The following is a 23,021-nucleotide window of genomic DNA, read 5'->3' on the forward strand; positions in this document are numbered from 1 at the left end:
CTATGAAGGTCATCGAGCACCTGGACCGTGCCAAGGGTCCGCTGATCAGTTTCGAGATCATTCCACCGCTACGCGGTGGGAACCTGCAGAAACTTCTGCGCCTGATCGAGGATCTGGCGAAGTACAGGCCGCCCTTCATCGACATCACCAGCCACTCGGCCCAGGTGGTCTATCACGAGACTCGGGACGGCATCCGGCGCGTGATCAAGCGCAAGCGGCCGGGCACGCTCGGCCTTTGCGCTCTGGTCCAAAACAAGTACGAGACCGATGCGGTGCCGCACGTGCTGTGCGAGGGATTCACGCGCGAGGAGACCGAGGACTTCTTGATCGAGCTCAAGTACCTGGGTATCGACAACGTGCTGGCGATCAAGGGGGACGACATCGGTTTCAAGAAACCGCTCCAGCCCGGGCGCAGCGTCAACGACTATGCGGTGGACCTGGTGACTCAGATCGCCGAGATGAATCGAGGCAACTATCTGGAGGGTGAGATTCTCCTCGACGCCGAGCCCTCGAACTTCTGTGTCGGCGTTGCCGGCTATCCGGAGAAGCACTTCGAAGCACCCAATCTGGACAGCGATATCCGCCGGGTAAAGGCCAAGGTCGACGCCGGGGGCGAATACATCGTCACCCAGATGTTCTTCAACAACGAGCACTACTTCAACTACGTAGAAAAGTGCCGTGCGGCCGGCATCACCGTTCCGATCATCCCCGGGCTCAAGGTCCTGACCACTCGAACTCATATCAAGAGCCTGCCGAGTTTCTTTCACTGCGATATCCCCGCGGAGCTCGCGGACGCGGTCGAAGCCGCGGAGTCCGGCGCGGAGGTTCTCGAGGCGGGGGTCGATTGGGCGCGTCGTCAGACCGAAGAACTGCTCAACCGGGGCGTGCCTTCGGTCCATTTCTACGTCATGCAGAGCTCGAAGGCGGTCTCCATGCTGCTCGATGGGCTCCACGTCTGAGCGCCCGGCAGTTGACACCTCTTTCGGCCCTGGGCTAGGCTCCCGATTGCATCAGGAGTGGTTCGGTTGACAAGGCCGGACGCGGCAACCTGGGACGGACACCCAAGGTGCCATCTCGCTCGGAACGAAAGAACAGAGCGGGGATGCGGTCGCCGGAAGGCGGCAACGAACTGTCCGGCGGTCAAATTGATCCGCTTCGTGATGCACGAAGCGGATTTGTTGTATTGACCTAGCACTTCAGGAAGGTCCCGATGAGTGAACAGAAACACAGCGTTCCGGTGCAGAGCGACCGGGAGACACGTACGGCGGCTCTGCTGGATGCCTTGGACGAGCGCATTCTGGTTTTGGACGGCGCTACCGGCACGGCGCTGCAGGTCGAGAACCTGACCGCCGCGGACTTTGGTGGCGTCGATCTCGAGGGCTGCAACGAGAACCTGTGTGCGGTCCGGCCCGACGTCGTCGAGCGGTTGCACGAGACCTATCTAAAGGCCGGAGCGGACATTGTTGAAACCAACTCCTTCGGCGGCACGCCGCTGGTGCTTGCCGAGTATGGACTGGCCGACCGGGCCTTCGAGCTCAACCGACGCTCCGCCGAGCTGGCGCGCGCGGCGTGTGCGCGCTTCGACGAGGCCGGTCGCCTGCGCTTCGTGTGTGGCTCGATGGGTCCGACGACCAAAGCGATCTCGGTCACCGGCGGGGTGACCTTCGAGGAGTTGATCGAGCATTTTCGCGTCCAGGCGCTGGGGCTCATGGCCGGCGGTGCCGACTACCTGCTTCTCGAGACCTGTCAGGACACGAGCAATGTCAAGGCCGGAATCGTCGGTATCGACCGTGCCATGGCGGAGGCAGGTTGGGAGATCCCGGTGGCGGTCTCGGTGACCATCGAGACCACTGGAACGATGCTCGCCGGGCAGGACGCCGAGGCTTTGGCGATTTCGCTGCTGCATCGCGATCTGCTCTACATCGGGCTCAACTGCGCGACCGGGCCCGAGTTGATGACCGAGCATCTGCGGACACTGTCCGAGCTGTCCAGGAGCCGCGTCGCCTGTGTGCCCAACGCCGGTCTTCCCGACGAGGAAGGGATCTATCATCAGGGCCCGGACCATTTCGTCGAGGTGTTCGGGCGGTTTCTCGGTCACGGCTGGTTGAACCTGGTTGGCGGCTGTTGCGGTACCACGCCGGCGCACGTGACGGCGCTTTCGGAGCTGGTCCGAGACCGCCGGCCGCAGATCCCTGCGGTCCATCAGCGCAGCCTCGTCTCGGGTATCGAGGGCGTTGAGCTCACTGCCGACAACCGGCCGCTCTTCGTGGGCGAGCGTACCAACGTTCTCGGCAGCCGAAAGTTCAAGCGGTTGATTGCCGAGGGCGAGTTCGAGGCCGCCGCCGAGGTTGGTAGGGCCCAGGTCAAGGGCGGGGCGCAGGTGATCGACATCTGCATGCAGGACCCCGATCGTGACGAGGTGGCCGACATGGAGGCGCTGCTCGATCGTGTCGTTCGCCTGGTCAAGGTGCCGCTGATGATCGACTCGACCGATGCCAAGGTGATGGAGCGGGCGCTCGAGTACTGCCAGGGCAAGGCGATCCTCAATTCGATCAACCTGGAGGACGGCCGCAACCGTTTCGAAGAGGTCGTGCCGCTGGCTCGGCGCTTCGGCGCGGCGTTGATCGTGGGCACGATCGACGGGAGCGGCATGGCGGTCACCGTGGAGCGCAAGCTGGAGGTGGCTCGGAGAAGCTACGAGATCCTGACCGAGGAGTTCTGCATTGCTCCGGAGGACATTTGGTGGGATGCGTTGGTGTTCCCGTGCGGCACGGGGGACGAGACCTACATCGGCTCGGCGAATCTGACCATCGAGGGGGTCAGGGCCCTCAAGGCCGAGTTCCCGCTGACCAAGACCATCCTCGGCATCTCGAACGTCAGCTTCGGGCTTCCGATCAGCGGCCGCGAGGTTTTGAACTCGGTGTTCCTCCATCATTCGACCCAAGCCGGTCTCGATGCAGCGATTGTCAACACCCAGCGGCTGGCTCGTTACGCCGAGATCGCCGACGAAGAGAGGAAGCTCGCCGATTCGTTGATCTACCTCGAGCCCGGCGACATCGGGGCCGCCGATCAGGCCGTGGCCGACTTTGCGGCGCACTTCCGCGGTCGCAAATCCGCGATCGAGACGGTCTCGCGAACCGATCTGGCGCTCGACGAGCGCCTCTCACGGGCCGTGATCGAAGGCTCGAAGGAAGGCCTTGCGGAAGACATCACGGAAGCCCTCGATGACGACCGGTGGCCGACACCGCTCGACATCGTCAACGGTCCGCTCATGGGCGGTATGGCCGAAGTGGGCAGACTCTTTAACGACAACGAGTTGATCGTGGCCGAGGTGCTGCAGAGCGCCGAGGTCATAAAGGCGGCGGTGGCGCAACTCGAGCCGCATATGGAAAAGACCGACCGGTCCTCGCGGGGCAAGGTTCTTTTGGCGACGGTCAAGGGAGACGTTCACGACATCGGCAAGAACCTGGTCGAGATCGTGCTCGCGAACAACGGCTTCGAGGTGGTCAACCTGGGTATCCGTGTGCCCAGCGAGCAACTGATTCAGGCCGCCCAGGAGCACCGGCCCGACGTCATCGGGCTCTCGGGCCTCCTGGTCAAGAGCGCGCAGCAGATGGTGCTGACCGCGGGCGACCTGAGGGACGTCGAGATCGATGCGGATCTCTTGGTTGGCGGCGCGGCCCTGACCCGGCGCTTCACTCATCTCAAGATCGCGCCCCAGTACGGCGGTCTTTGCACCTATGCCAAGGACGCGATGCATGGTCTCGATCTGGTCGAGCGTCTCACCAACAAGGCCAAGCGCCCGGCGCTCGAAGCGAGCGTTGCCGAGTTCATCGCCAAGGACAGGGAAGGCCCTGAGGTAAAGGTGCGCCAGAGTGCGGGGGCGACTTCCACGCAACGCAGCTCGGCAATTCGTTCCGAGGTCGACGTACCGGAGCCGCCGGATCTTCAGAGGCATACGGAAGACCTCGACCTCGACGAAGTCTGGGAGGAGCTCAATCCCCAGATGCTCTTCGGCAAGCACTTGGGGATCAAGGGCTCGGTCCGGCGACTCGCGGCACAGGGCGACGCCAAGCTCGCCAAGCTCGAAGCCATTGTCGACGATCTCAGACTCGAGGCTCGGAACGGAGCGATGACGGCGCGCGGCGTATGGCAGTTCTTCTCGGCTCGAACCGAAGGCAACACGATTCGGCTCTTCGAGCCGGACTCGGACAAGCCGGTGGCGGAGTGGGAGTTCCCTCGCCAGGCCGGAATCGATGGTCTTTGCCTTTCGGACTACGTTCTCGAACGCGACCATGTCGGTCTGTTCGTCACCACCGCCGGTGAGGGCGTCCGCGACCGGGTCGAAGCCTGGAAGCTAGAGGGCGAGTACTTGAGAAGCCATGCCTTTGCGGCATTGGCGGTGGAAACCGCCGAGGCCGCGGCCGAGCTCCTGCACAAGCGCCTGCGGGCGGCCTGGGGCTTTCCGGATTCCGAAGACTTCACGCCGCGCGATCGTTTCTCGAATCGCTACCGGGGCTGCCGCTACAGCTTCGGCTATCCGGCGTGTCCGGATCTCTCGGGCCAGCGGCAGCTCTTCGAGGTGCTGCGCCCGGAGGAGATCGGGGTGGAATTGACCGAGGGCGACATGATGGACCCGGAGGCGAGCGTTTCGGCGCTGGTGTTTCATCACCCGGACGCGAAGTACTTCGGGGCGTAATCGGGGACACGATTCCTTCGTGTCCCCTCCCGACTGGTTTTTGAAGTCGCTTGTCCTGTAGCGGTCGACCTCCGTGTCGACCGCTAGGACTCCGACTCGAGCTCTTCGAGCTCGGTCTCGACCTTCTCCCAGTCCGTGATCATCTCTTCGACCTTGGTCTTCAGATCGGCCTGCTCGGTCTCGAGCTTCTTGACCTGCTTGGGCGGCGTTTTGTCGAAGAACGTGGGGTCGCAGAAGAGCTCGTTGATCTCGTTGACCCGTTCTTCTTTCTTCTCGATCTCCTCGGTCAGCCGATCGCGTCTCTTGGTCAACTCACGTTTGCGTTTGGGATTGGCCGGCGTCGCGGATTTCGCCTTCTGACGCATTCCCTTGCGCTTGCTCTGGCGGAGGACGGCGTCGGCATCCAGGTGGTCGTCGCCGCAGTCGGTGACGTACTCCTCGTAGGTGCCCCGGTAGTCGCGAATGCCGTTGGGCGAGATCTCGACGATCCGATCGGCCAGTTGGGCGACGAACCAGCGATCGTGAGACACGACGATCAGGGTACCCGGATAGTCGCGAAGTCCGTGCACAAGAGCCTCGATGGCCTCCAGGTCGAGGTGGTTGGTGGGTTCGTCCAGAACCAGCACGTTGGGTTTCTCGACCGCCAACCTGGCGAATACCAAACGGGCGGCCTCGCCGCCCGAAAGCGCTCCCAGCCGCTTTTCGACTTCCTCCTTGCTGAACAAAACCGCCGCCAGCTGGCCGCGCACGAAACCAATCGGCTCGCCGGGGCAGACGTCCCAGAGCCAGCTTTCGACCGTCGCCTTCTCGGGCTGGAGGAGCTCGTGGTGGTCCTGGGCGAAGTAACCTGGGCGGGCTTCGTAGCCCCATTCGGCCGAGCCCCCGTCGGCGTCGAGCTCACCCATGGCGATCTTCAGCAGTGTCGACTTGCCGATACCGTTGGGGCCGATCACGGCCAGGCGGTCACCGCGCTCGACCGTGAGCGAGACGTCTTCGAGGACCTGGTTGTCGCCGAAAGCCTTGGAGACGCCCTCGATCTTGAGCGCCTCACGCCCGCTCGGGCGTTCCTGATCGAAACGAAAGCGAGGATAGCGCCGTGAGCTCATCGGCAGGGATTCGAGCACGATCCGGTCGAGGATCTTCTGCTTGCTCTTGGCCTGCCTGGCCTTGGTCGCTTTCGCGCGAAAGCGATCGACGAACGCCTGGTGATGGGCGATCTCCTTCTCGCGCTTGTCGATGTCTTTCTCTTTGCGCTCCCGCTGGGCAACCTTCTGTTCGACGAACGACGTGTAGTCGCCCTTGTAGAGGGTCACCGTCTGGTAATCGACGTCCAGGATGTGGGTCGAGACGTTGTCGAGAAAGCGATGGTCGTGCGAGATCACCACCACGATTCCGGGGAACGACTGCAGGAACTTCTCCAACCACCGGATCGAGAGGATGTCGAGATGGTTGGTCGGCTCGTCGAGGAGCAGGGCCTCGGGTTGGGCGGCAAGCGTCTGGGCGAGAAGCACACGCAGCTTGAAGCCACCCGAAAGGGTCGACAGAGGTTGCGAGTGGAGCTCGGTCTCGATGCCCAGTCCTTCCAGGATCTCGCCCGCTCGCGCCTCGGCGCTATAGCCGTCGTGGCGGAGGATGACGTCCTCGAGCTCGGAGTAGCGCTCGGCGTCGAAGCTCTTTTCGGCGGCTTCGAGGATGCGCTCCTTCTCGGCCATCGCCTTCCAGAGGTCTTCGTTCCCCATCAGAGCCACGTCGAGGATCCGCTCCTGCTCGAACGAGAAGTGATCCTGGCGAAGAATGCCGAGTCGCAGTCTCTTGGGAATCGAGATCGTGCCTTCGCTCGGAGGCTCTTCGTTCGAGAGGATCTTCAGCAGAGTCGACTTGCCCGAGCCGTTGGCGCCCACCAGCCCGTAGCTCTCGCCGGGGTTGAGCTGAAAGGCAACACCCTCGAAGAGAATCTGGGCGCCGAAGATCTTTCCCAGATTCGAGACGGAGATCATGGGGCGCGGAGGATAGCACGCCCAAAACCCGTGGCGTGGATGTTGCAGTTCCAGGCTCTCGATGGCGAAGCGACGTCGACGGCGAAGCCGTAAGCGGCGCAAAAGGAAGTCGCTTGCGCAGGCCTTTTCCGGCTACCGGCGCGCTATTCTCGCCGCTTCGGTCGTGTTGGTGGGGCTCGGCCTGCTCTGGACGCTATGGCCTTTTTGGCAGCTTTCGGCCCGGCTCGACCAGGCGCGAGCGAGCCGGCCCTCCCGTCTGTACGGTCGTCCGCTCTCCGTAGCGATCGGTTCGGTGGTCCGAACGCGGGACTTGACCGGCGAGCTCGATCGTCTGGGATATCGCGAGGTCGAGAGCGCGCCGGCGCGAGCCGGAGAGTTCCGGAACGCCCCAGGAGCTCTCACGGTCTTTGTTCGTGAGCGTCCCACGCCGGCCGGCTGGCGGTCTCCGGGCGTTCTCGAGACTCGATTTCGCTCGGGCCGGGTTTCCGCGATTACATGGCAGGGGCAAGCGGTAGAGAGCGCTTCGCTCGAAGCCCCGATCCTGGCCAGTTTCGTCGGCTCCGATCGCCGCGAGAAGCGGCCGATCGCGCTCGCCGAGGTACCGGACCAGTTCGTAGAGGCGGTTCTTGCGGCCGAAGATGCGTCGTTCTACAAGCACGCCGGGCTTTCACTGCGCGGCATCGGCCGGGCGACTTGGGCCAACCTCCGCGGCCTCGAGCTGCAGCAGGGCGGCAGCACGCTCACGCAACAGCTGGTCAAGAACATCTTCCTAACCCATGAGCGCACCTTGGCGCGCAAGCTGCGCGAAGTCGTGCTCGCGATCTTGGTCGATCTGCGCTACGAGAAAGAAGAGATTCTCAGCGGCTATCTGAACGAGATCTACTGGGGTTCGAGCAGCACGGTCAATCTGATCGGGGTTGGAGCGGCTTCCTGGGCCTACTTTGGCAAGCACCCGTCGGAGCTCGATCTTTGCGAATCTGCCTTGCTTGCCGGGATGATCCATTCCCCGGGCAGCTATTCCCTGCGCAAGTCGCCGGAACGGGCGATCGAACGGCGCAACTGGGTGCTCACGCGCATGAAGAGTCTGGGTTGGTTGAGCCCGGAAGAAGCCGAACGAACCGCGAGCCGGGGGCTGTGTTACAGCCCGCACGCGGTACCGGTGAGAAGCGCGCCGTACTTCCTCGATCTGGCCGCTGCCGAGGCCGAGCGACGCTTCGGTCTCGATCGCCTCGATTCGGCTGGATACGTGCTGCTGTCGACACTCGATCATCGCAGTCAGAGAGCTGCCGAAGAGGCGGTTGCCTGGGGGCTCGAAGCCCTCGAGAAGGGCTGGGAGAAGTCACGTGGCCGGCAGGGAGAGCTGCAGGCCGCCCTGGTGTCGATCGAGCCGGAGACCGGCGAGATCCTGGCCTATCTTGGTGGCCGTGATTACCGCGCCAGCCAGTTCGATCGAGCGTCTCTGGCCCGGCGGCAGGCGGGAAGTGCCTTCAAGCCGATCGTTTACGCTGCGGCTTTCGAAAAGGGTACGGTGTCGCCAGCGTCGTTCGTCGAAGACGCCCCCTTGACGGTATTGCTGGCCAACCGCCGCTGGTCGCCCCAAAACTCCGACGGGGATTTCCGCGGCTGGGTTACGGTTCGCACCGCGCTCGAGCGCAGCCTGAACATACCGACCGTGCGCGTGGCTCTCGACGTTGGGCTGCCCGCAATCGTCGAGACCGCCCACGGCTTGGGCGTCCAGACGCCGCTAGAGGAAGTTCCGGCGCTGGCGTTGGGGGCGTTCGAAGTCACGCCGCTCGACCTGGCCACGGTCTATGCGACCCTTGCCGCCGGCGGCGTACGCTCCAGCGCCCACGCGCTGCGTGGAGTTCTGGACTCGGCCGGTCAACCGATCGGTGGGACGCCGTTGCCGAAACCCGTGCGGGCGCTGAGCGCCGAAGCCACATTCGTTCTGACCAGTGTTTTGCGTGGAGTCGTCGAGCAGGGCACCGGAGCGGGCGTGCGTCGGCAGGGACTTCTTGACCCGGTCGCCGGCAAGACCGGCACCACCAACGATCGCCGCGACAGCTGGTTCGGGGGCTACTCGCCGGGCCGGGCGACCCTGGTCTGGGTGGGCTATGACGACAACTCGGCCACGCAGCTCTCGGGAGCCCGCGCGGCACTACCGATCTGGACTCGGTTCACGTACAAGGTGCGCCCGGTCGGGGGGTACAGCGTGCCGGTACAGCCTCGCGGGGTGCTGACGGCGGTCATCGATCCTGCCAGCGGTCAGCTCGCGACCGGGGCCTGCCCGGATGTGATCACCGAGTTCTTCCTCGAGGACGATCTGCCGGAGCGCATTTGCCGGCTGCACGGTGACTGGCAGGACTGGAGCTCGACGGTGGTTGTGGGAGATCCCAACTGGCGCTTGCAGAGGCCGAAGCGGCGTCCTTGGCGCTGGCTGTCGAAGGTTTTCGGCAAGAAGCGTGGCGGCAAGAAGCCATAGGCGGCTTCGAAGACGAGTCGGGAGGGGACACGAAGGAGTCGTGTCCCCGGTATGATGCTTGGTTGGTCGGGGCCGCAAAACCGCGCCCCGTCACTCATACATGCCGCCAGCTGCAGCCATCGAAGTCTTCGGAGCCCGAACCCACAACCTCAAGAACATCGACTGCCGCGTCCCGCACGAACGGGTCACGGTGGTGACCGGTCTCTCGGGCTCCGGTAAGTCGTCGCTCGCCTTCGACACGATCTATGCCGAGGGCCAGCGGCGGTTCGTCGAGTCGATCTCGACCTACGCGCGCCAGTTCCTGCGTCAGATGGAACGGCCTCCGGTACGCGCCGTCAACAACGTCTTGCCCGCGGTGGCTCTGGAGGCCAAGAACAACGTCCGTAACGCGCGTTCGACCGTTGCGACATTGGCCGAGATAGCGGACGTTCTGCGCTTGCTCTTTACCCATCTGGGCGAGATTCGATGCCCGAACGATGGCGAGCTCGCGCACGCGTTTTCGGTAGATGAGATCGCGGCCGAGCTCGACGGCGGGGTCGTCGGCGACCGGTTCACGCTGCTCGCTCACGTGCCGCGCCCGAAACGAAAGGCCGGCGAGGCACTGGCCGAGCTGGTTCGCCAAGGCTACACTCGGATCTGGCTGGACGGCGATATCCAGCGCATCCACTCCAAGTCGCGCTGGCTCAAGAAGAACGATCCGCTCATGGTGGTCCTGGGCAGGTTTCAAGCCGGAGGCAGCTCGGACCTGGCAGGTTCTCTGGAGACCGCCCTGGCCATGGGGCATGGCGCCGTCGAGGCCGTGGGTGCGGTCGGAACGGTCGGAGTGACGGGAACCGGGCGCAGGTTCTTCTCGACCGAGCTCTGCTGTCCGCGGTGTGCCAGGATCTTTCGCCGCCCGCAGCCGGCGCTGTTTTCGTTCAACTCGCCGCTCGGAGCCTGCTCGGAGTGTCAGGGCTTCGGTCGGGTGATCGGTGTCGATCCCGAGCGAGTAATTCCCGATGACGGCAAGACCCTGGCCGAGAGGCCGATCGCACCCTGGAATACGAAAGCCTACGAGGACCGCCACGAACGCCTGATCGAAGCTTGTCTGGAGCGTGGCGTTCCGCTGGACGTACCCTGGAGGGACCTACCGAAGGAAACGCGTGACTGGGTGTGGAGTGGTAAGGGGAGCTTCGTGAGCCTGGACCGGTTCTTCCGCTGGCTCGAGCGGCGCTCGTACAAGGTTCACGTCCGCGTTCTGCTGGCTCGCTACCGTTCCTATGATCCGTGTCCGTCGTGTCTTGGACGCAGATTCAAGGACGAGTCCTGCCTGGTTCGTCTCAACAACCGGGCGCTGCCCGAGTTCTACGCCATGAGCGTCGAGGAAATGAACGGTTGGCTCGACGAGGTCGAGTGGAGTCCGCGTCAGATCGAAGTCGGCGGCCATCTCATTGAAGAACTGCGCGAGCGGGTCGGCGTTCTATCGAGAGTCGGGCTCGATTACCTCACCCTGGACCGCCAGTCGCGGACGCTCTCCGGCGGAGAGACTCAGAGAATCCAGCTCGCGGCAGCACTGGGCTCGGGCCTGACCAGCACGCTCTACGTGCTCGATGAGCCGACGATCGGCCTGCATCCACAGGACAGTGGGCGGCTGGTCGATCTGCTTCGCACGCTCGCGGACCGAGGCAATACGGTCCTGGTTGTCGAGCACGATCGGACCGTCATCGAGGGCGCCGATCACATCATCGATCTCGGTCCGTCGGCCGGAGAGAGCGGCGGGGAAGTCCTCGCCGAGGGCTCGCTCCAGGAGATTCTCGATTGTCCGGCCTCGGCGACCGGGTCCTATCTCAGGGCGCGCACCAACACCGCGGCCCGCCGCCATTTGGCGCGCTTTCGGCGAGAGAGCCGCGCGGACTCTTCGTCCGCGGCCAAGAGCGGTCCCGAAATGTTCGAGATCCTCGGCGCAAGCGCTAACAACATCCGCGATCTCGACGTCCGCTTTCCTCAAAGGACCTTGGTCGCGGTCACGGGGGTTTCAGGGTCGGGCAAATCCACGCTGGTCGAAAACCTGATCTACGCGAACGTCGAAGGCAGCAGGAAGGTCCTCGCCCTGGAGCGCGGGCGCTACCGGGAGCTGTCGGGCTTCGATGCGGTTGCCGAGGTCTTGCTGGTCGACCAGAGTCCGATTGGGCGCTCGAGCCGCTCGAATCCGGTCACCTATATCAAGGCCTACGACGAGATCAGGCGCCTGTTCGCGGCGACACCGCAGGCCCGGCGCAACGGCATCACCGCGGGTCACTTCTCGTTCAACGTCGACAAGGGCCGCTGCCAGAACTGCAAGGGAACCGGTGAGGTCGAGGTCGACATGCAGTTCATGGCCGCGGTAACGGTGCGGTGCGAGCAGTGCCAGGGAAGCCGATTTCGCGATTCGGTACTGGAGGTCAAGTTCCGGGGCTTGGATATTGCCCGGACTCTCGCAATGTCCGTCGATCGCGGCTTGCAGCACTTTGCCCAGCACGCCAAGCTCTGCCGAAAGCTGCGTCAGCTCGCCGATGCGGGGCTCGGCTATCTGGGTCTGGGGCAGTCGACCGCTACCCTCTCCGGCGGCGAGGCCCAGCGACTCAAACTCGCCGCGTTTCTAGGCGGCGCTTACGGGTCGAAGCCCAGGCTCTTTCTCTTCGACGAGCCGACCACGGGTCTCCACTTCGCCGACATCGACCTACTCAGCCGCACGTTGCGACGCCTGGTCGAGTCCGGCCATTCGGTTCTCGTCGTCGAGCACAGTCCGGACCTGATCGCGCGCTGCGATTGGATCGTCGACCTCGGGCCGGGTGGCGGCTTCCGGGGCGGGCGGTTGCTGTTCAGTGGCACGACCGAAGAGTTCCTGCGCTCGGGAGAAGGACCGACGGCGCGTGAGTTGCGTAAACACCTACAGTGGCCACGTGAACCCTCGGCGGCCATAGGATAGACATGACATGTTGACGGAGAGATTGGCAACGCGGCCCGGACCGGGCCGGCTCGGACTCGCGAGCGGGGTGCTTCTCGGTGTGGTCTTTGTGGTCGCCGCGATTCCCAAGGCGCTCGACCCGATGGCCTTCGCCGAGCAGATCCGATTCGAGGGACTCGACTTCGCGATCCCAGCGGACTTCCTCGCCTGGCTGGTGATTGTCGTCGAGGCCTGCCTCGGGGTCGCGCTGATCGTCGGCCTTCGCAGGCGTTGGGTCCTGGTGCCGACCGGCTTCTTGGTGATCTTCTTCGTCTTCTTGACGGCACGCTCCTACATACGCTGGATGAGCGGCGAGCTCGACGACGCTTCGGCGTGCGGATGCTTCGGCAATCTCGTCGATCGGAGCCCGGCGGAAGCGTTCTGGCAAGACCTGTTCTTGCTCGTGCCGCCTTTTCTGCTCGCCGCTTTCATCGGAAAGGGTTACGCAGCCGCGGGCAAGAGCTGGCGCGTGCTCTTGGTCACCTTCGCTACCCTTGCCGTGGCGATTCTGGCGTGGGCCTCGCCGCGGCTGCCCTTGGATGATGCGGCGACGCGACTCCGGGTCGGCAAGCGTATCGACGGCTTCTGCGCCGGCGCCAACAGGCCGGGGTCCGAGCGCGTGTGTCTCGACATTCTGGTTCCCGAGCTCCTCGAGGGCCGCCACCTGGTGACGGTGGACGCTCTCGATCGTGCCGAGATTGATGAGACCGTCGACGTTCTGGACCGGGCGGCGACCGAGTCGGCGGGGATGTCAGTTTGGCTTCTCGCTGATGCCTCGGATGAGCAGGTGATGGCGTTCTTCTGGGAATGGGGCCCGCGATTCGAGGTTCGGGAGACGCCGCTGCCACTGCTCCGGCCTCTCTACAGAATGCTGCCGCGATCGTTCGCGGTGGAGGACGGCAGGGTGACGCGCACCTGGGCGGGGCTGCCGGAGCCAGGGCCCGCGTTCGAGTAGACGGGGTTGTCCATGACCGCTCGAGCGCCGCTGGAACGAAATGTGCACCTCATGGTGCGATAATGCCCGCATTGGCGCGGGCGATGGAGCCCGCGATCTGGAGGTTCACTCGATGAAATTCGGCTTTTCGATCTCACTTTCAAGTCGCGTCGTAGCTGCGACGCTTCTGCTGGCGGCCTGGCCACTGTTCACGAGCGGTCCGGCAACGGCACGATCCCCGATCGACGAGGTGCAGCGCGGGTTCGAGTTGGTCGACGACTACGTCGCAATGAAGGACGGCAACGACCTCGAGGCTCGGATCTACTCCTCCTCGGCAAGCCGGGCGATTCTGATCGTTCCCGAGGACATAATGGCTCCGGCGGTCATCCTCTGGCCGCGGACCCGCGAGGTCGAGTCGCTGAAATCGATGAAGGTACAGACGCTGACCGGCGGCTTCGCCGAGGTCAAGAAGGACGCGGTTGCGGCGCTCCACCCCGCGTTCCAGGTCGTCGGCACGAACGTGGTGTTCGATGTGGGGGGCGTCGAGATGCGCCTCAAGCCGAAGCCGCCTCTCGTCGGGCTCTACGACGCTCCCGAGATGCTCGGCAGTTCCGCCGTCTACAAACGACGGGCGGAGGACTACACGCCGAGCGCGGAGATGCTCGAGAAACTCGGCCGGTTGAGCAGCAACGTCCGGGTTCGGGTGTTCTTCGGCACCTGGTGTCCAGCCTGCGGGCAGATGGTCCCCCGAATCCTGACCGTGGCTGAAAACCTGGGCGAGTCCAACCTGAACTTCGAGTTCTACGGCCTGCCCAAGGGATTCGCGGGCGAGCCCGAGGCCGAGCGCCATGACATCCATTCGGTGCCGACCGGCGTGATCTTCGTCGACGAGCAAGAGGTCGGGCGAATTCAGGGTAACGATTGGCGCAGCCCGGAGTCGGCGCTCTGGAACCTGCTCGGTTCCTGAGCCGAGTCCTCCGGTCTCGGCCGCTTCGAATACCAGCGAAAGGCTAGCGGTGCGCGCGACGCTCGATCACTTCGAGATCCCGGCGGCGGTCCGCGTCGGCCTCTTCGAAGGCTCGCCCGAGGTTCTGGATCGAGCCGTCCCGGTGATCAGGTTGGACGGTGAAAGACTCGAAGCCTGCCTCGATCGGGTGACCACGGCCGGAGGAAGTGTCCTTCTCGAGCCGATGCCGATCGCGGATTCGGGCCGCTTTGCGCGCTTCGCGGATCCCGAAGGCAACCGATGGGGGCTCTGGGAGCCGTCGTCGGATCCTGACGCCCCGGCCTAGGCCAGAACCAGGGTATGGCTGTCGCCATCGGCTTCAATCTGAGCCGGCACCGGCTCGATGCGGTGCGCGGGCGTGTCGATCGAGGCCAGATCGAGAATCGCGAAGTGTTGGGCATCGCTCGAAGTGACGCGCGCCCAATGAGGAAAGCGAAACCACATCCCCATGGCGCCGGTCGATCCGAGCAGCGGAGTCGAAGTCGCCCGCCGGCAGAGCACGCGGCGATAGACCTCCGGAGCCAGGCCGAGGCGCGCGGCCAACGACGGGTCCCAAGAGGCCGCCTCGGCGGCCTCGATCGGCGTCAGGCAGAAGGCCTCCGACCCCGGCGGAAGCCGGAACTTGAGCGCGCGTCGCTCGAGAAGGTCGACAAGACTTGCGAAACCGGCGGCAGCGGCGAAGACCCGGACCGGGCGGTGGTCGCGCTGTCGAGCGCCGAGCCAGGAGCGAAGCTTCTTGGCATCGAGGCGCAACCCTCGAGACACCAGACTGTCCCGGGGAGCCTCGCCGGCAAGAGTCTCCATCACGGCTTCTGTTTCGGCAACGGATTCCGCGTCGACGATCAGAGAGACCGCGTCCGGCGTGAAGAGCCCTGGCAGCGAAGTGCGAACGATCTCGCGAGCGAACTCAGTGGAATTGGACGTGGCGGAGGCTCCGAAGTCACCCTTGCCGACCTGCGGAATCTCGCGCCAGTCCACGATTGACGCCGGCGTCTTGCCCAGAGCCTCGCAGTGCCGACGGTAGCCGGGAAGGTTGTCGTACTGGGTCTCGAAGAGCGCCAGAGCCAGCTCGCCGAAGTCTCTGGCACCGGCGTTGTGCGCGAAATCGAGAATCCGCCCTTCGAGGACTTGGTCGGCCATCGGCGAAATTGTCCCATGCGAGGCTCGGATCGGGTGCTTTGGGGCCTTTGCTAGTATCCGCGCCATGCCTGACGAGTTCCCCTATCGCAAGAAGATCGAGATCGACAAAGCACCGCGTCCGAAGCCGCCGAAGCAAACCGCGGTGATCGATCAGACTGGTTGCACCGGCTGCGAAGCCTGTATCGCCTTTTGCCCGGTCGATTGCATCGAGATCGTGCCCGGGCCCGAGCATCCCGACTTCATGAAGCTGGTCGAGGTCGACCTGGAGCGCTGCATCGGCTGCCAGCTGTGCGCGCGCTACTGCCCCTGGGAGACCATCGATATGTGGGGTTGGGAAGAAGGGGTGGCGGTCGCGCCCAGCCTCACGGTGCGCTCGCTGATCTATGACTACGATCCCGACGAGATGCATGAAGCCGCCGAAAGCCGTTCTTGAGTTCCCGTCGATGAGCTCCGACTCCAAAGCCGGCGATCCCGAGCTTTCCGCCGCTCTCAAGAAGGTCCTGGCCGTGATCTACAAGGACCACCCGCTGGCGGCCAACCAGATTCTGGTTCTCGCCGCCGAGCTGCAACGCCTCGGCGTCCATCGCCTGGTCGAAGAGCACCTCGAGAAGTACGCTCGGCGCCAGGGCAGCGGCTCGTCGGACTGAAGGTTCCCGACTGGGCTCAGGCCTGCGAAACCTGAAGCTGGGCGAAGAAACGCGTCGCGGCTTCGCCCGGCAGTGCGATCAGGTCTTCGAGGCGTCCGCCGTTGTACCAGTCTTCGGGCAGATGGGCGCGGTAGGGAGTCTTTAGGAACCGCTGATCGAGCAAGGCGATAACGCCGGTGTCCTCGGCGGAGCGAATCAACCGGCCGGCGGCCTGAACCACGCGGGTCATGCCAGGGACGACGAATGCGTACTCGAATCCGCGCTCGAAGCGGTCCTGGTAGTAGATCTTCAGGAGCTCGCGCTCGAGGGTGACCGCCGGGAGGCACGGCCCGATGATCGCGACCGCCCGCAGGATGTCCCCCGGGTAGTCCACCCCCTCGGCGAACACCCCGCCCGCCACCGCCAGCAGCAGGTTGTCCCCGGCCATCGGGGAGCGCAAGAGGTCGAGTATCTCCTCGCGGGTCCGGTCGCTGTCCTCGCGCCCCTGGACCAGTAGACGCTTGCCGGTAATCTCGAGCTTGGGCGCGACGTGACCAATGAAGGCGTAGCTCGGAAACAGGGCAAGACAGTTTCCGGGCACGGCCTGGGCCAGGCGCGACAGGCTGTCGGCGATGGGCTGATAGTTGCGGTCGCGATCGCGCCAGAGAGTCGAGACCGAATCGTCGATAACAAAGCAGCGGTTCTCGCTGGGGAACGGACTAGCGATGGTCTTGGCCACCGTGCGCTCGGGATCGAAACCCAGCAGACCGCGATAGAAGTCGGTCGGCGAAAGCGTTGCCGAAAGCCCGAATGTCGAGTGCGTGCGATTGATGACCCCGCCGATGAAGTGACTCGGGTCCTTGCACAGAATGTTGATCGACCTGGATTCACCCCGGCGGAGCACGTATTGGCTGAATGCGTCACTGTGCGCCCATACGAGGCCGTCCAGAAAGCGCAAGAAGTCGAAATAGAGGTCTACGAAGGGGTCCTCGGCACGGTAGGTCGAAGTTTCGCGCTGGTACTCGACGTAGTCCACGAAGGCGTCATCGAAGCCGGGGCGCAGGTCCCAAAGATCGTCCTCGACGAAGACGGTTTCGGCGGCCTGGTTTTCGTTGCCAGGGGCGCCGGCGGCGCCGGCCTGGGCCTGCCCGGCGTCGGCAAAGACGTGATCGGTGGTATCTGCGATCCATGCGGCGAGGTCATGGCAGACACGAGCCGCTCTCCTGGGAGTGTCATGGGAGATCGAATTCAGGAACTCGGCCGCCTTCAGAGCCTTGCCCGTCGAGAGCTTTGGACTGTAGTAGCCGCGGCCGCGGTCGACGAGGTTGTGGATCTCGTCCACCACCAGTACCGTGTCCTGAAGGTCGTTCTCCTGGCCGAACTCCTGAAGGGCGACGTACGGGTCGAAGGCGTAGTTGTAGTCGCAGACCACGATCTGGGCCTTGCCGGTGAGCTCCAGGCTGACTTCGAATGGGCAGACCTCCTCTTCGCGGGCGCGGGCGTAGATGCCGTCGGGAAGCAGGGTCTGGCAGCGCAACAGGAGGTCGTCGACGATTCGAGAGCGGTGGAGTTTCAGGTAGTAGTCCTTGGCGTAGGGGCAGAACTCTTCGTGGCAGATGACTTCCTCGTTGGCGCACATCTTGGACTTGGCGCGCAGGCGAAGCGAACGAAAGGTGCCGTCCCGGTTGAGCAGCTCGAGCACCGCGGTCGCCATCTCCTGCTGCAGGGTCTTGGCGGTCAGGATGAACACGCGCTTCTGGTGCTCGAGCGCGTACTTGAGGGCGGGATAGAGAGCGGCAACCGTCTTGCCGAGGCCCGTGGGAGCTTCGATCAGCAGGTGCTCACGCTGCTCGAGTGCCGTCGCAGAGGCGTCGATGATCTCCTGTTGACCCCGGCGGAGCTCGGGATAGGGAAACGCCAGGCGCCCGCCGGCTTCGCGCCGCTCGACGGCCACCTCACGGTCCCGCTCGTGGTCTCGAAGCAGCCGGTTCAACCGGCGCCGGACGGAAATCCCGATCGCTTCGAAATCGACCTGGAGCGGCTCGCGTCGAACGTCGTGAGAGCCGATTTCAATCAGCACCAGCTCAGCCCCGATCTGCTCGGGCTTCAGGGGCTCTAGCCCCGCCACCTCCTCGGTCTCCTTTTCGACGGCTTGGTCTCCGGCGCCTCCGAGGCTCAACATCCAGGCATAGAGAAGGGCCTGGCGCTCGTAGATCTCCCGCTTGGCGTCGGCGAGCTCGCTGCCGCGGCGTACCGACTTGATCTCTTCGAGGATCGTGCGCTCGTCGTCCGGCCGGTCTCCTTCGATCTCGCGGCGCAGGCCGTCGATCCGGCCTCGAATCACGATCTCCCAGCCGCGGTGCTCGAAGCGCACCCGGATCGGAACCTCGGCTCGGTAGCTCGGGTCTTCGCGCTCGGCTTCCTCCTGGTAGCGGCTGTGAATCGCCTGCCCCACCCACATCCGCTCGTAGCCGCCGCGCTGGCCGAATCCGAGGTGGCGAAACAGCGAGGTGTCGATCAAGTCGGCCACCGCCAGCTCGAGGCGAAGATTGTCGGGATCGAAGCGCGGGGCCATTGGTGGTGAGTATACGAGCGCCCGGAGCGCGAAGAGGCGACCTAGGTTTGCTTACGGACTGGGGGTGCGGTACTTTGAGGACATGGCACCGACCGGGCGGCCGCCCAAGAACATCGTCGAGCTTCCGCAGCTGCCCAAGCTGCCGAAGTTCGACCTGCCCGCCGGGCGCCTGCGCGCGATCTTCCTGGTCGTTCTGATCGCGGTGGCTCTGTTCAGCTCGCTCTACACCATCGATCCGGAAGAGGTCGGCGTCGTTCTCCGTTTCGGGGAGTACGTCCGAACCACCGACCCGGGGCTGCACTTCAAGGCGCCGTTGCGCATCGAGCAGGTCGTCAAGCTTCCTGTGCAACGCCAGCTCAAGCAGGAGTTCGGTTTCAGAACCCAGCGCGCCGACGTCCGCAGCCAGTTCACCACGAGGGGGCTCGGCGACGAGTCCAACATGCTCACCGGTGATCTCAACGCGGCGGTCGTCGAATGGGTGGTGCAATACCGGATCGACGATCCGCAGCAGTTCCTGTTCCGGGTGCGAAACGTGGAAGAGACGCTGCGCGACATGAGCGAAGCGGTCATGCGCCAGGTGGTCGGCGACCGCACGGTGGATGAGGTCCTCACGGTCGGTCGCCAGGAGGTCGCCGATCTGGTCGAGGTGAAACTCCAAGAGTTGTGCAACCAGTACGAGAACGGTGTCAAGGTCGATCAGGTCGTACTCCAGGATGTGAATCCCCCCGATCAGGTGAAACCATCGTTCAACGAGGTCAACCAGGCCGAGCAGGAGCGCGAGACCAAGATCAACCAGGCGCAGTCGGAATACAACAAAGTAATCTTCCGAGCGCGCGGTTTGGCCGAGAAGACGGTCTCGACCGCCGAAGGCTACGCCCTCGACCGAGTCAACCGTTCGCGTGGTGAGGCGGATCGCTTCATCAGCATCTACCGGGAGTACCGCAAGGCCCCGGAAGTGACGCGTCGGCGGATCTATCTCGAGACCCTGAACGAGGTCATGAACCAGGCCGGCCGCAAGGTGATTCTGGATGACGATCTCGAGGGCGTGCTGCCACTGCTCGATCTCGAAGGCAAGCTCGGCGGTCTCGGTAGCCCTGGAAGCCCGGACGGCGGAGGAGCACAACAGTGAGGGCCGCGGGTGTCGTTCTGGTCATCATTGTGCTCCTCGTCGTGGGCAACGCGGCGTTCCTTGTCTATGAGACCGAGCAGGTCATCAAGACCCAGTTCGGCAAGCCGGTCGGCGATCCGATCGACTCGCCCGGCCTCCACTTCAAGCTGCCTTTCATTCAGAAGGTCCACAAGTTCGACAAGCGCTTTCTCGAGTGGGATGGTGACGCCACCGAGCTCACCACCAAGGATAAGCGCTTCATCTTCGTCGATACCTACGCGCGCTGGCGGATCACCGATCCGCTCTTGTATTTCCAGCGGCTTCGCGACGAGCGCCGGGCGCAGAGCCGTCTTGACGACATTCTGGAGGGCGAGACGCGTAACGCGATCGCCAAGCACCGGCTGGTGGAGCTGGTACGGAGCACCAACCGCACGCCGGCGCAGGACGAGTCTCTGCCCGAAAGCGCTTCGGTGCTGGAAGATATTGCAATCGGTCGCGAGCAGGTGAGACTCGAGGTCCTCGGGAACGCCCAAGGCCGAACCGGCGACCTGGGCATCGAGATCCTGGATGTCCAGCTCAAGCGGATCAACTACGTCGAGGAGGTCCGGCGCAAGGTCTACGACCGCATGATCGCCGAGCGCCGCCGCATCGCCGAGCGCTACCGCTCCGAGGGTGAAGGCGAGGCTGCCAGCATTCGGGGCGAGATCGAGAAAGAGCTGAAGAAGATCGAGTCCGAGGCCTACCGAGAGGCGCAGGAAATCCAGGGTCGGGCCGACGCCGAGGCGACCGAGATCTATGCCTCGGCCTACAATGCTTCGGTGGATTCGCGACGTTTCTACGAGTTCTTGAAGACCATGGAAACACTGTCGTCCACGACCGACGAGTCCACCTCGATGCTGCTCTCGACGGCCGGCGAGTTCTACCGCTTCCTGAACGACAGCAATCCCTGATGCCCTGGCAGATTCGGTTGTGGAGTCTCTGGCGCGGGCTGGGGCTCGCGACCGGACTCTTGCCCGCCCTCGTTGCCGGCTGGGGAACCGGCCCGCTCGCGGCGGCCGCCCTGTCGGCCGAGCTCCGCGCGAGTCTCTCCCAGGCGCGGGCCGTGTCGCGACAGCTTTCGGTACACGTCGTGTCGTTGCCTGATGGCGAGCCTGTGTTTTCCTACGCCCAGGACGAGCCCAGAATCGTGGCTTCGAACACCAAGCTGGTCACCACCGCCGCCGCGCTCGATCGCCTGGGGCCGGGCTATTTCTTCGAGACCGGGCTGTTTCTCGAGGGCCGGATCATCGGGCGCCGGCTGGTGGGAAACCTCGCCGTGCAGGGTGGCGGTGACCCCAACATTTCGGGTCGGTTCTTCGAGGGCGATCCCCTGGCGGTGTTCCGCAAATGGGCAAAGCAGTTACGCTCCTACGGTATCGAGGAGATCAGCGGAGATCTCCACCTGGTTCACGGTCTCTTTGATGACGCGCATGTGCATCCGGACTGGCCGCGCGACCAGCTGGCAAGATGGTACGAGGCGCCCGTGTCTGCGCTCTCCTACAGCGACAACTGCGTTCTGATTCGGGTCTATCCGGGCGCCTCGGTCGGCGCGCCGGCGCGAGTGGAGGTCGTCGCCGGGCCGGAGATTTTCGAGCTCGAGAACAAAGCCAGGACCGTCAGTTCGTCCCGGCATCATTGGCTGGCAGTGGATCGCAGGCCCGGCACCAATCGGATCGTGGTCAACGGTATGATTCTCAGGGGCATTCAGCCGATCGATGTCTGGGTGACGGTCGACGATCCGGTCGAGTACTTTGGTGCCGCCTTCGAGCTGGCGCTCGAGCGCGAGGGGATTCGTCTGCTCGGCGAGCCCAAGGCGGCCGCGACGCTGCCCGAGGGAGGTTGGTGGCGGATCGCAAGGCATCGTACCGATCTCTTGACGACCCTCGAGGTCATCAATCGGCGCAGCCAGAACTTCTACGCCGAGAGCCTGCTCAAAGTGCTCGGAGCCGAGCTCTGTCGAGAGGGTAGTTGGAATGGGGGTCTGGAGGTGCTCGAGGAGTTCCTGCTCGAAGCCGGAGTGTCAGAGGGCTTCGAGCTGTCGGACGGTTCCGGTATGTCTCGCGGCAACCGCTTTTCCGCGCGCCAGCTGACTGACCTCCTGACCTACATGTTCGAGCATCGCTACGCTCGCGAGTACGTTCTGACCCTGCCCTACGGCGGCCTCGAAGATCATCAGCGCTGGCGCAAGCGCCTGGCCAAGGAGCCCTACCGGGAGCGCGTGTTCGCGAAGACCGGGTCCCTGAGCGGGGTCTCGACCCTTTCCGGGTATGTCAAAGCGAAGTCGGGAAGGGTGTATGCGTTCTCGGTGCTGTGCAACAAGGTGCGCAGTGTTTGGCGGGCACGGCGGGCACAGGACGCGATCATCCGCACCCTGATCGACCACGGCTAATCGGGGACTCCATTCCTTGGTGTCCCCTCCCGACTGGTTTTGCTGCGAAGGTCGGCGCTCCTCGACGTACATTGAGTACGCCTGCGTCTCGCCTCAATCGAGGTGCCTTGTACCCAGCCACGACTCGGCCCACGCTGGAGGTGGTGGTGGACGCTGCTCCCCGACGTTCAGCGCGAGCCGGCAGGCAATCCGCTCAGGGGGCTCGACGCGAGCGCTCGAGAGGGTGCATCGGAGGCCACGGATGGCGTGCGCGTAGCGACGCGCAGGCGAGGGCCTGAGCTGTGCAGTCTGAGTGGCCCGAGCCGGCCCCGGGAGGATCGCCTGCCGATAGCCGCCGACGAGCGGTCAACATTCCCGTCGCTCGACGATCTCGAGCTCTTGCCGGAGCTTGATGATGCTGTTGGCCGGATGAACGCCGGAGCGCAGCTGAACGCCCGGGTAGAGCTGGGTGCCGGCGCCGACGAGGGTGCCGGGATGGAGGACGCAGTTGCAGCCGGTGAGGACACGGTCGCCGAGGATGGCGCCGAGCTTCCGGCGGCCGGTCGGGACGGCGTCGTCGCCGGTGCCGAGGGAGACGTCGGAGCCGTCGTGTCGGAAGTTGGAGAGCACGGTGCCGGCGCCGAGGTTGACTTGGGCGCCGAGAATGGAGTCGCCGACGTAGTTGAGATGCGGCGCGGCGGCGCCTCCGAAGAAGATCGAGTGTTTGACTTCGGTGTTGGCGCCGACGATGCAGCCGTTCTCGAGCCAGACGCCGCCGCGGATGAAGGCACCCGGGCGGATCTCGCAGTCTTCGCCGATGCGAACGGGACCCTGAACAGAGGCTCCTGAGCGGACGCGGGTGCCCTTGCCGATCACGATGCCGTTTCCAGAGATGTGGGCTCCGGGCTCGATCAAGCCGTCGATGCGCTCGTCCGGAAGCTCGGCGAACAGCTCTTCCAGTGGCGAACCCAGGAGCTTCCACGGAGCTTCGAGCGAGTAGCGCGCTGCCAGGGAGCCAGGCAGTTCGGCGAAGAGCGGCGGCAGGGTCATTTTCGGGCATTATAAGGAGCCGCGTAAGCCGT

Annotated in this window: 16 protein-coding genes and 1 riboswitch; of the genes, 12 read left to right on the forward strand and 4 right to left on the reverse strand. The window is 64.4% G+C overall.

The genetic code is table 11. The features are described from left to right. Positions 1 to 2: 2 nt before the first annotated feature. Positions 3 to 959, forward strand: a complete 957-nt coding sequence (locus GY769_11100; GenBank protein ID MCP4202466.1) for a methylenetetrahydrofolate reductase [NAD(P)H] — start codon at positions 3 to 5, stop codon at positions 957 to 959. Positions 960 to 1,002: 43 nt separating this feature from the next. Then, positions 1,003 to 1,139: riboswitch (SAM riboswitch) on the forward strand. Positions 1,140 to 1,210: 71 nt separating this feature from the next. Beyond that, entirely contained in the window at positions 1,211 to 4,699 is a 3,489-nt protein-coding gene (metH, locus tag GY769_11105) for a methionine synthase (GenBank protein MCP4202467.1), read from the forward strand. 83 nt (positions 4,700 to 4,782) lie between these two features. Here the strand turns inward: metH and GY769_11110 are convergent, their stop codons facing one another. Then, the gene (locus GY769_11110; protein ID MCP4202468.1) at positions 4,783 to 6,696 is read right to left on the reverse strand and encodes an ABC-F family ATP-binding cassette domain-containing protein; all 1,914 of its coding nucleotides are present in this window, start codon (positions 6,694 to 6,696) and stop codon (positions 4,783 to 4,785) included. 61 nt (positions 6,697 to 6,757) lie between these two features. On the opposite strand from GY769_11110, the gene GY769_11115 reads away from it, so the two are divergent. The 5 genes from GY769_11115 to GY769_11135 all read left to right on the forward strand — a co-directional run bounded on the left by GY769_11115 (position 6,758) and on the right by GY769_11135 (position 14,369). Then, the gene (locus GY769_11115; protein MCP4202469.1) at positions 6,758 to 9,178 is read left to right on the forward strand and encodes a PBP1A family penicillin-binding protein; all 2,421 of its coding nucleotides are present in this window, start codon (positions 6,758 to 6,760) and stop codon (positions 9,176 to 9,178) included. 100 nt (positions 9,179 to 9,278) lie between these two features. Continuing rightward, positions 9,279 to 12,125, forward strand: a complete 2,847-nt coding sequence (gene uvrA, locus GY769_11120) for an excinuclease ABC subunit UvrA (protein ID MCP4202470.1) — start codon at positions 9,279 to 9,281, stop codon at positions 12,123 to 12,125. A gap of 7 nt (positions 12,126 to 12,132) precedes the next feature. Further along, positions 12,133 to 13,098, forward strand: coding sequence for a DoxX family membrane protein (locus GY769_11125; protein ID MCP4202471.1), 966 nt, complete (start codon positions 12,133 to 12,135; stop codon positions 13,096 to 13,098). 112 nt (positions 13,099 to 13,210) lie between these two features. After that, positions 13,211 to 14,044 carry a thioredoxin family protein gene (locus tag GY769_11130; GenBank protein ID MCP4202472.1) on the forward strand — a complete coding sequence of 278 codons (834 nt, stop codon included), beginning with the start codon at positions 13,211 to 13,213 and terminating at the stop codon, positions 14,042 to 14,044. Positions 14,045 to 14,093: 49 nt separating this feature from the next. Further along, positions 14,094 to 14,369 (forward strand): hypothetical protein, encoded by a 276-nt coding sequence (locus GY769_11135; GenBank protein MCP4202473.1) that lies wholly within the window; start codon positions 14,094 to 14,096, stop codon positions 14,367 to 14,369. Here the strand turns inward: GY769_11135 and GY769_11140 are convergent. Then, positions 14,366 to 15,223 carry a hypothetical protein gene (locus GY769_11140; GenBank protein ID MCP4202474.1) on the reverse strand — a complete coding sequence of 286 codons (858 nt, stop codon included), beginning with the start codon at positions 15,221 to 15,223 and terminating at the stop codon, positions 14,366 to 14,368. The genes GY769_11135 and GY769_11140 overlap by 4 nt on opposite strands. A 64-nt stretch (positions 15,224 to 15,287) precedes the next feature. Between GY769_11140 and GY769_11145 the strand changes: the two genes are divergently transcribed. Then, on the forward strand, positions 15,288 to 15,656 hold the full coding sequence (locus tag GY769_11145) for a 4Fe-4S dicluster domain-containing protein (GenBank protein ID MCP4202475.1): 369 nt from the start codon (positions 15,288 to 15,290) through the stop codon (positions 15,654 to 15,656). A gap of 10 nt (positions 15,657 to 15,666) precedes the next feature. Beyond that, positions 15,667 to 15,870, forward strand: coding sequence for a hypothetical protein (locus GY769_11150; GenBank protein ID MCP4202476.1), 204 nt, complete (start codon positions 15,667 to 15,669; stop codon positions 15,868 to 15,870). Positions 15,871 to 15,886: 16 nt separating this feature from the next. On the opposite strand, the gene GY769_11155 is transcribed toward GY769_11150, so the two are convergent. Further along, a complete protein-coding gene (locus GY769_11155; GenBank protein ID MCP4202477.1) occupies positions 15,887 to 18,424 on the reverse strand; it encodes a DEAD/DEAH box helicase family protein in 2,538 nt (845 codons plus the stop codon). An 82-nt stretch (positions 18,425 to 18,506) separates the two neighbouring features. Here GY769_11155 and hflK point away from each other — a divergent pair, with 82 nt between their 5' ends. Genes hflK through dacB form a run of 3 tightly spaced genes read left to right on the forward strand, consistent with a single transcriptional unit; the run spans position 18,507 to position 21,960 of the window. Then, the gene (hflK, locus tag GY769_11160) at positions 18,507 to 19,553 is read left to right on the forward strand and encodes an FtsH protease activity modulator HflK (protein MCP4202478.1); all 1,047 of its coding nucleotides are present in this window, start codon (positions 18,507 to 18,509) and stop codon (positions 19,551 to 19,553) included. Then, positions 19,550 to 20,482, forward strand: a complete 933-nt coding sequence (gene hflC, locus GY769_11165) for a protease modulator HflC (protein ID MCP4202479.1) — start codon at positions 19,550 to 19,552, stop codon at positions 20,480 to 20,482. The genes hflK and hflC overlap by 4 nt, the downstream gene beginning before the upstream one ends. Continuing rightward, entirely contained in the window at positions 20,482 to 21,960 is a 1,479-nt protein-coding gene (dacB, locus tag GY769_11170) for a D-alanyl-D-alanine carboxypeptidase/D-alanyl-D-alanine-endopeptidase (protein ID MCP4202480.1), read from the forward strand. Before hflC ends, dacB begins: the two co-directional genes overlap by 1 nt. A 345-nt stretch (positions 21,961 to 22,305) precedes the next feature. On the opposite strand, the gene GY769_11175 is transcribed toward dacB, so the two are convergent. Then, a complete protein-coding gene (locus tag GY769_11175; GenBank protein MCP4202481.1) occupies positions 22,306 to 22,989 on the reverse strand; it encodes a hypothetical protein in 684 nt (227 codons plus the stop codon). Positions 22,990 to 23,021 lie beyond the last annotated feature (32 nt).

It is taken from the genome of bacterium (genome assembly GCA_024224155.1).
In the GTDB taxonomy this organism is placed as follows: Bacteria; Acidobacteriota; Thermoanaerobaculia; order Multivoradales; family JAHEKO01; genus CALZIK01.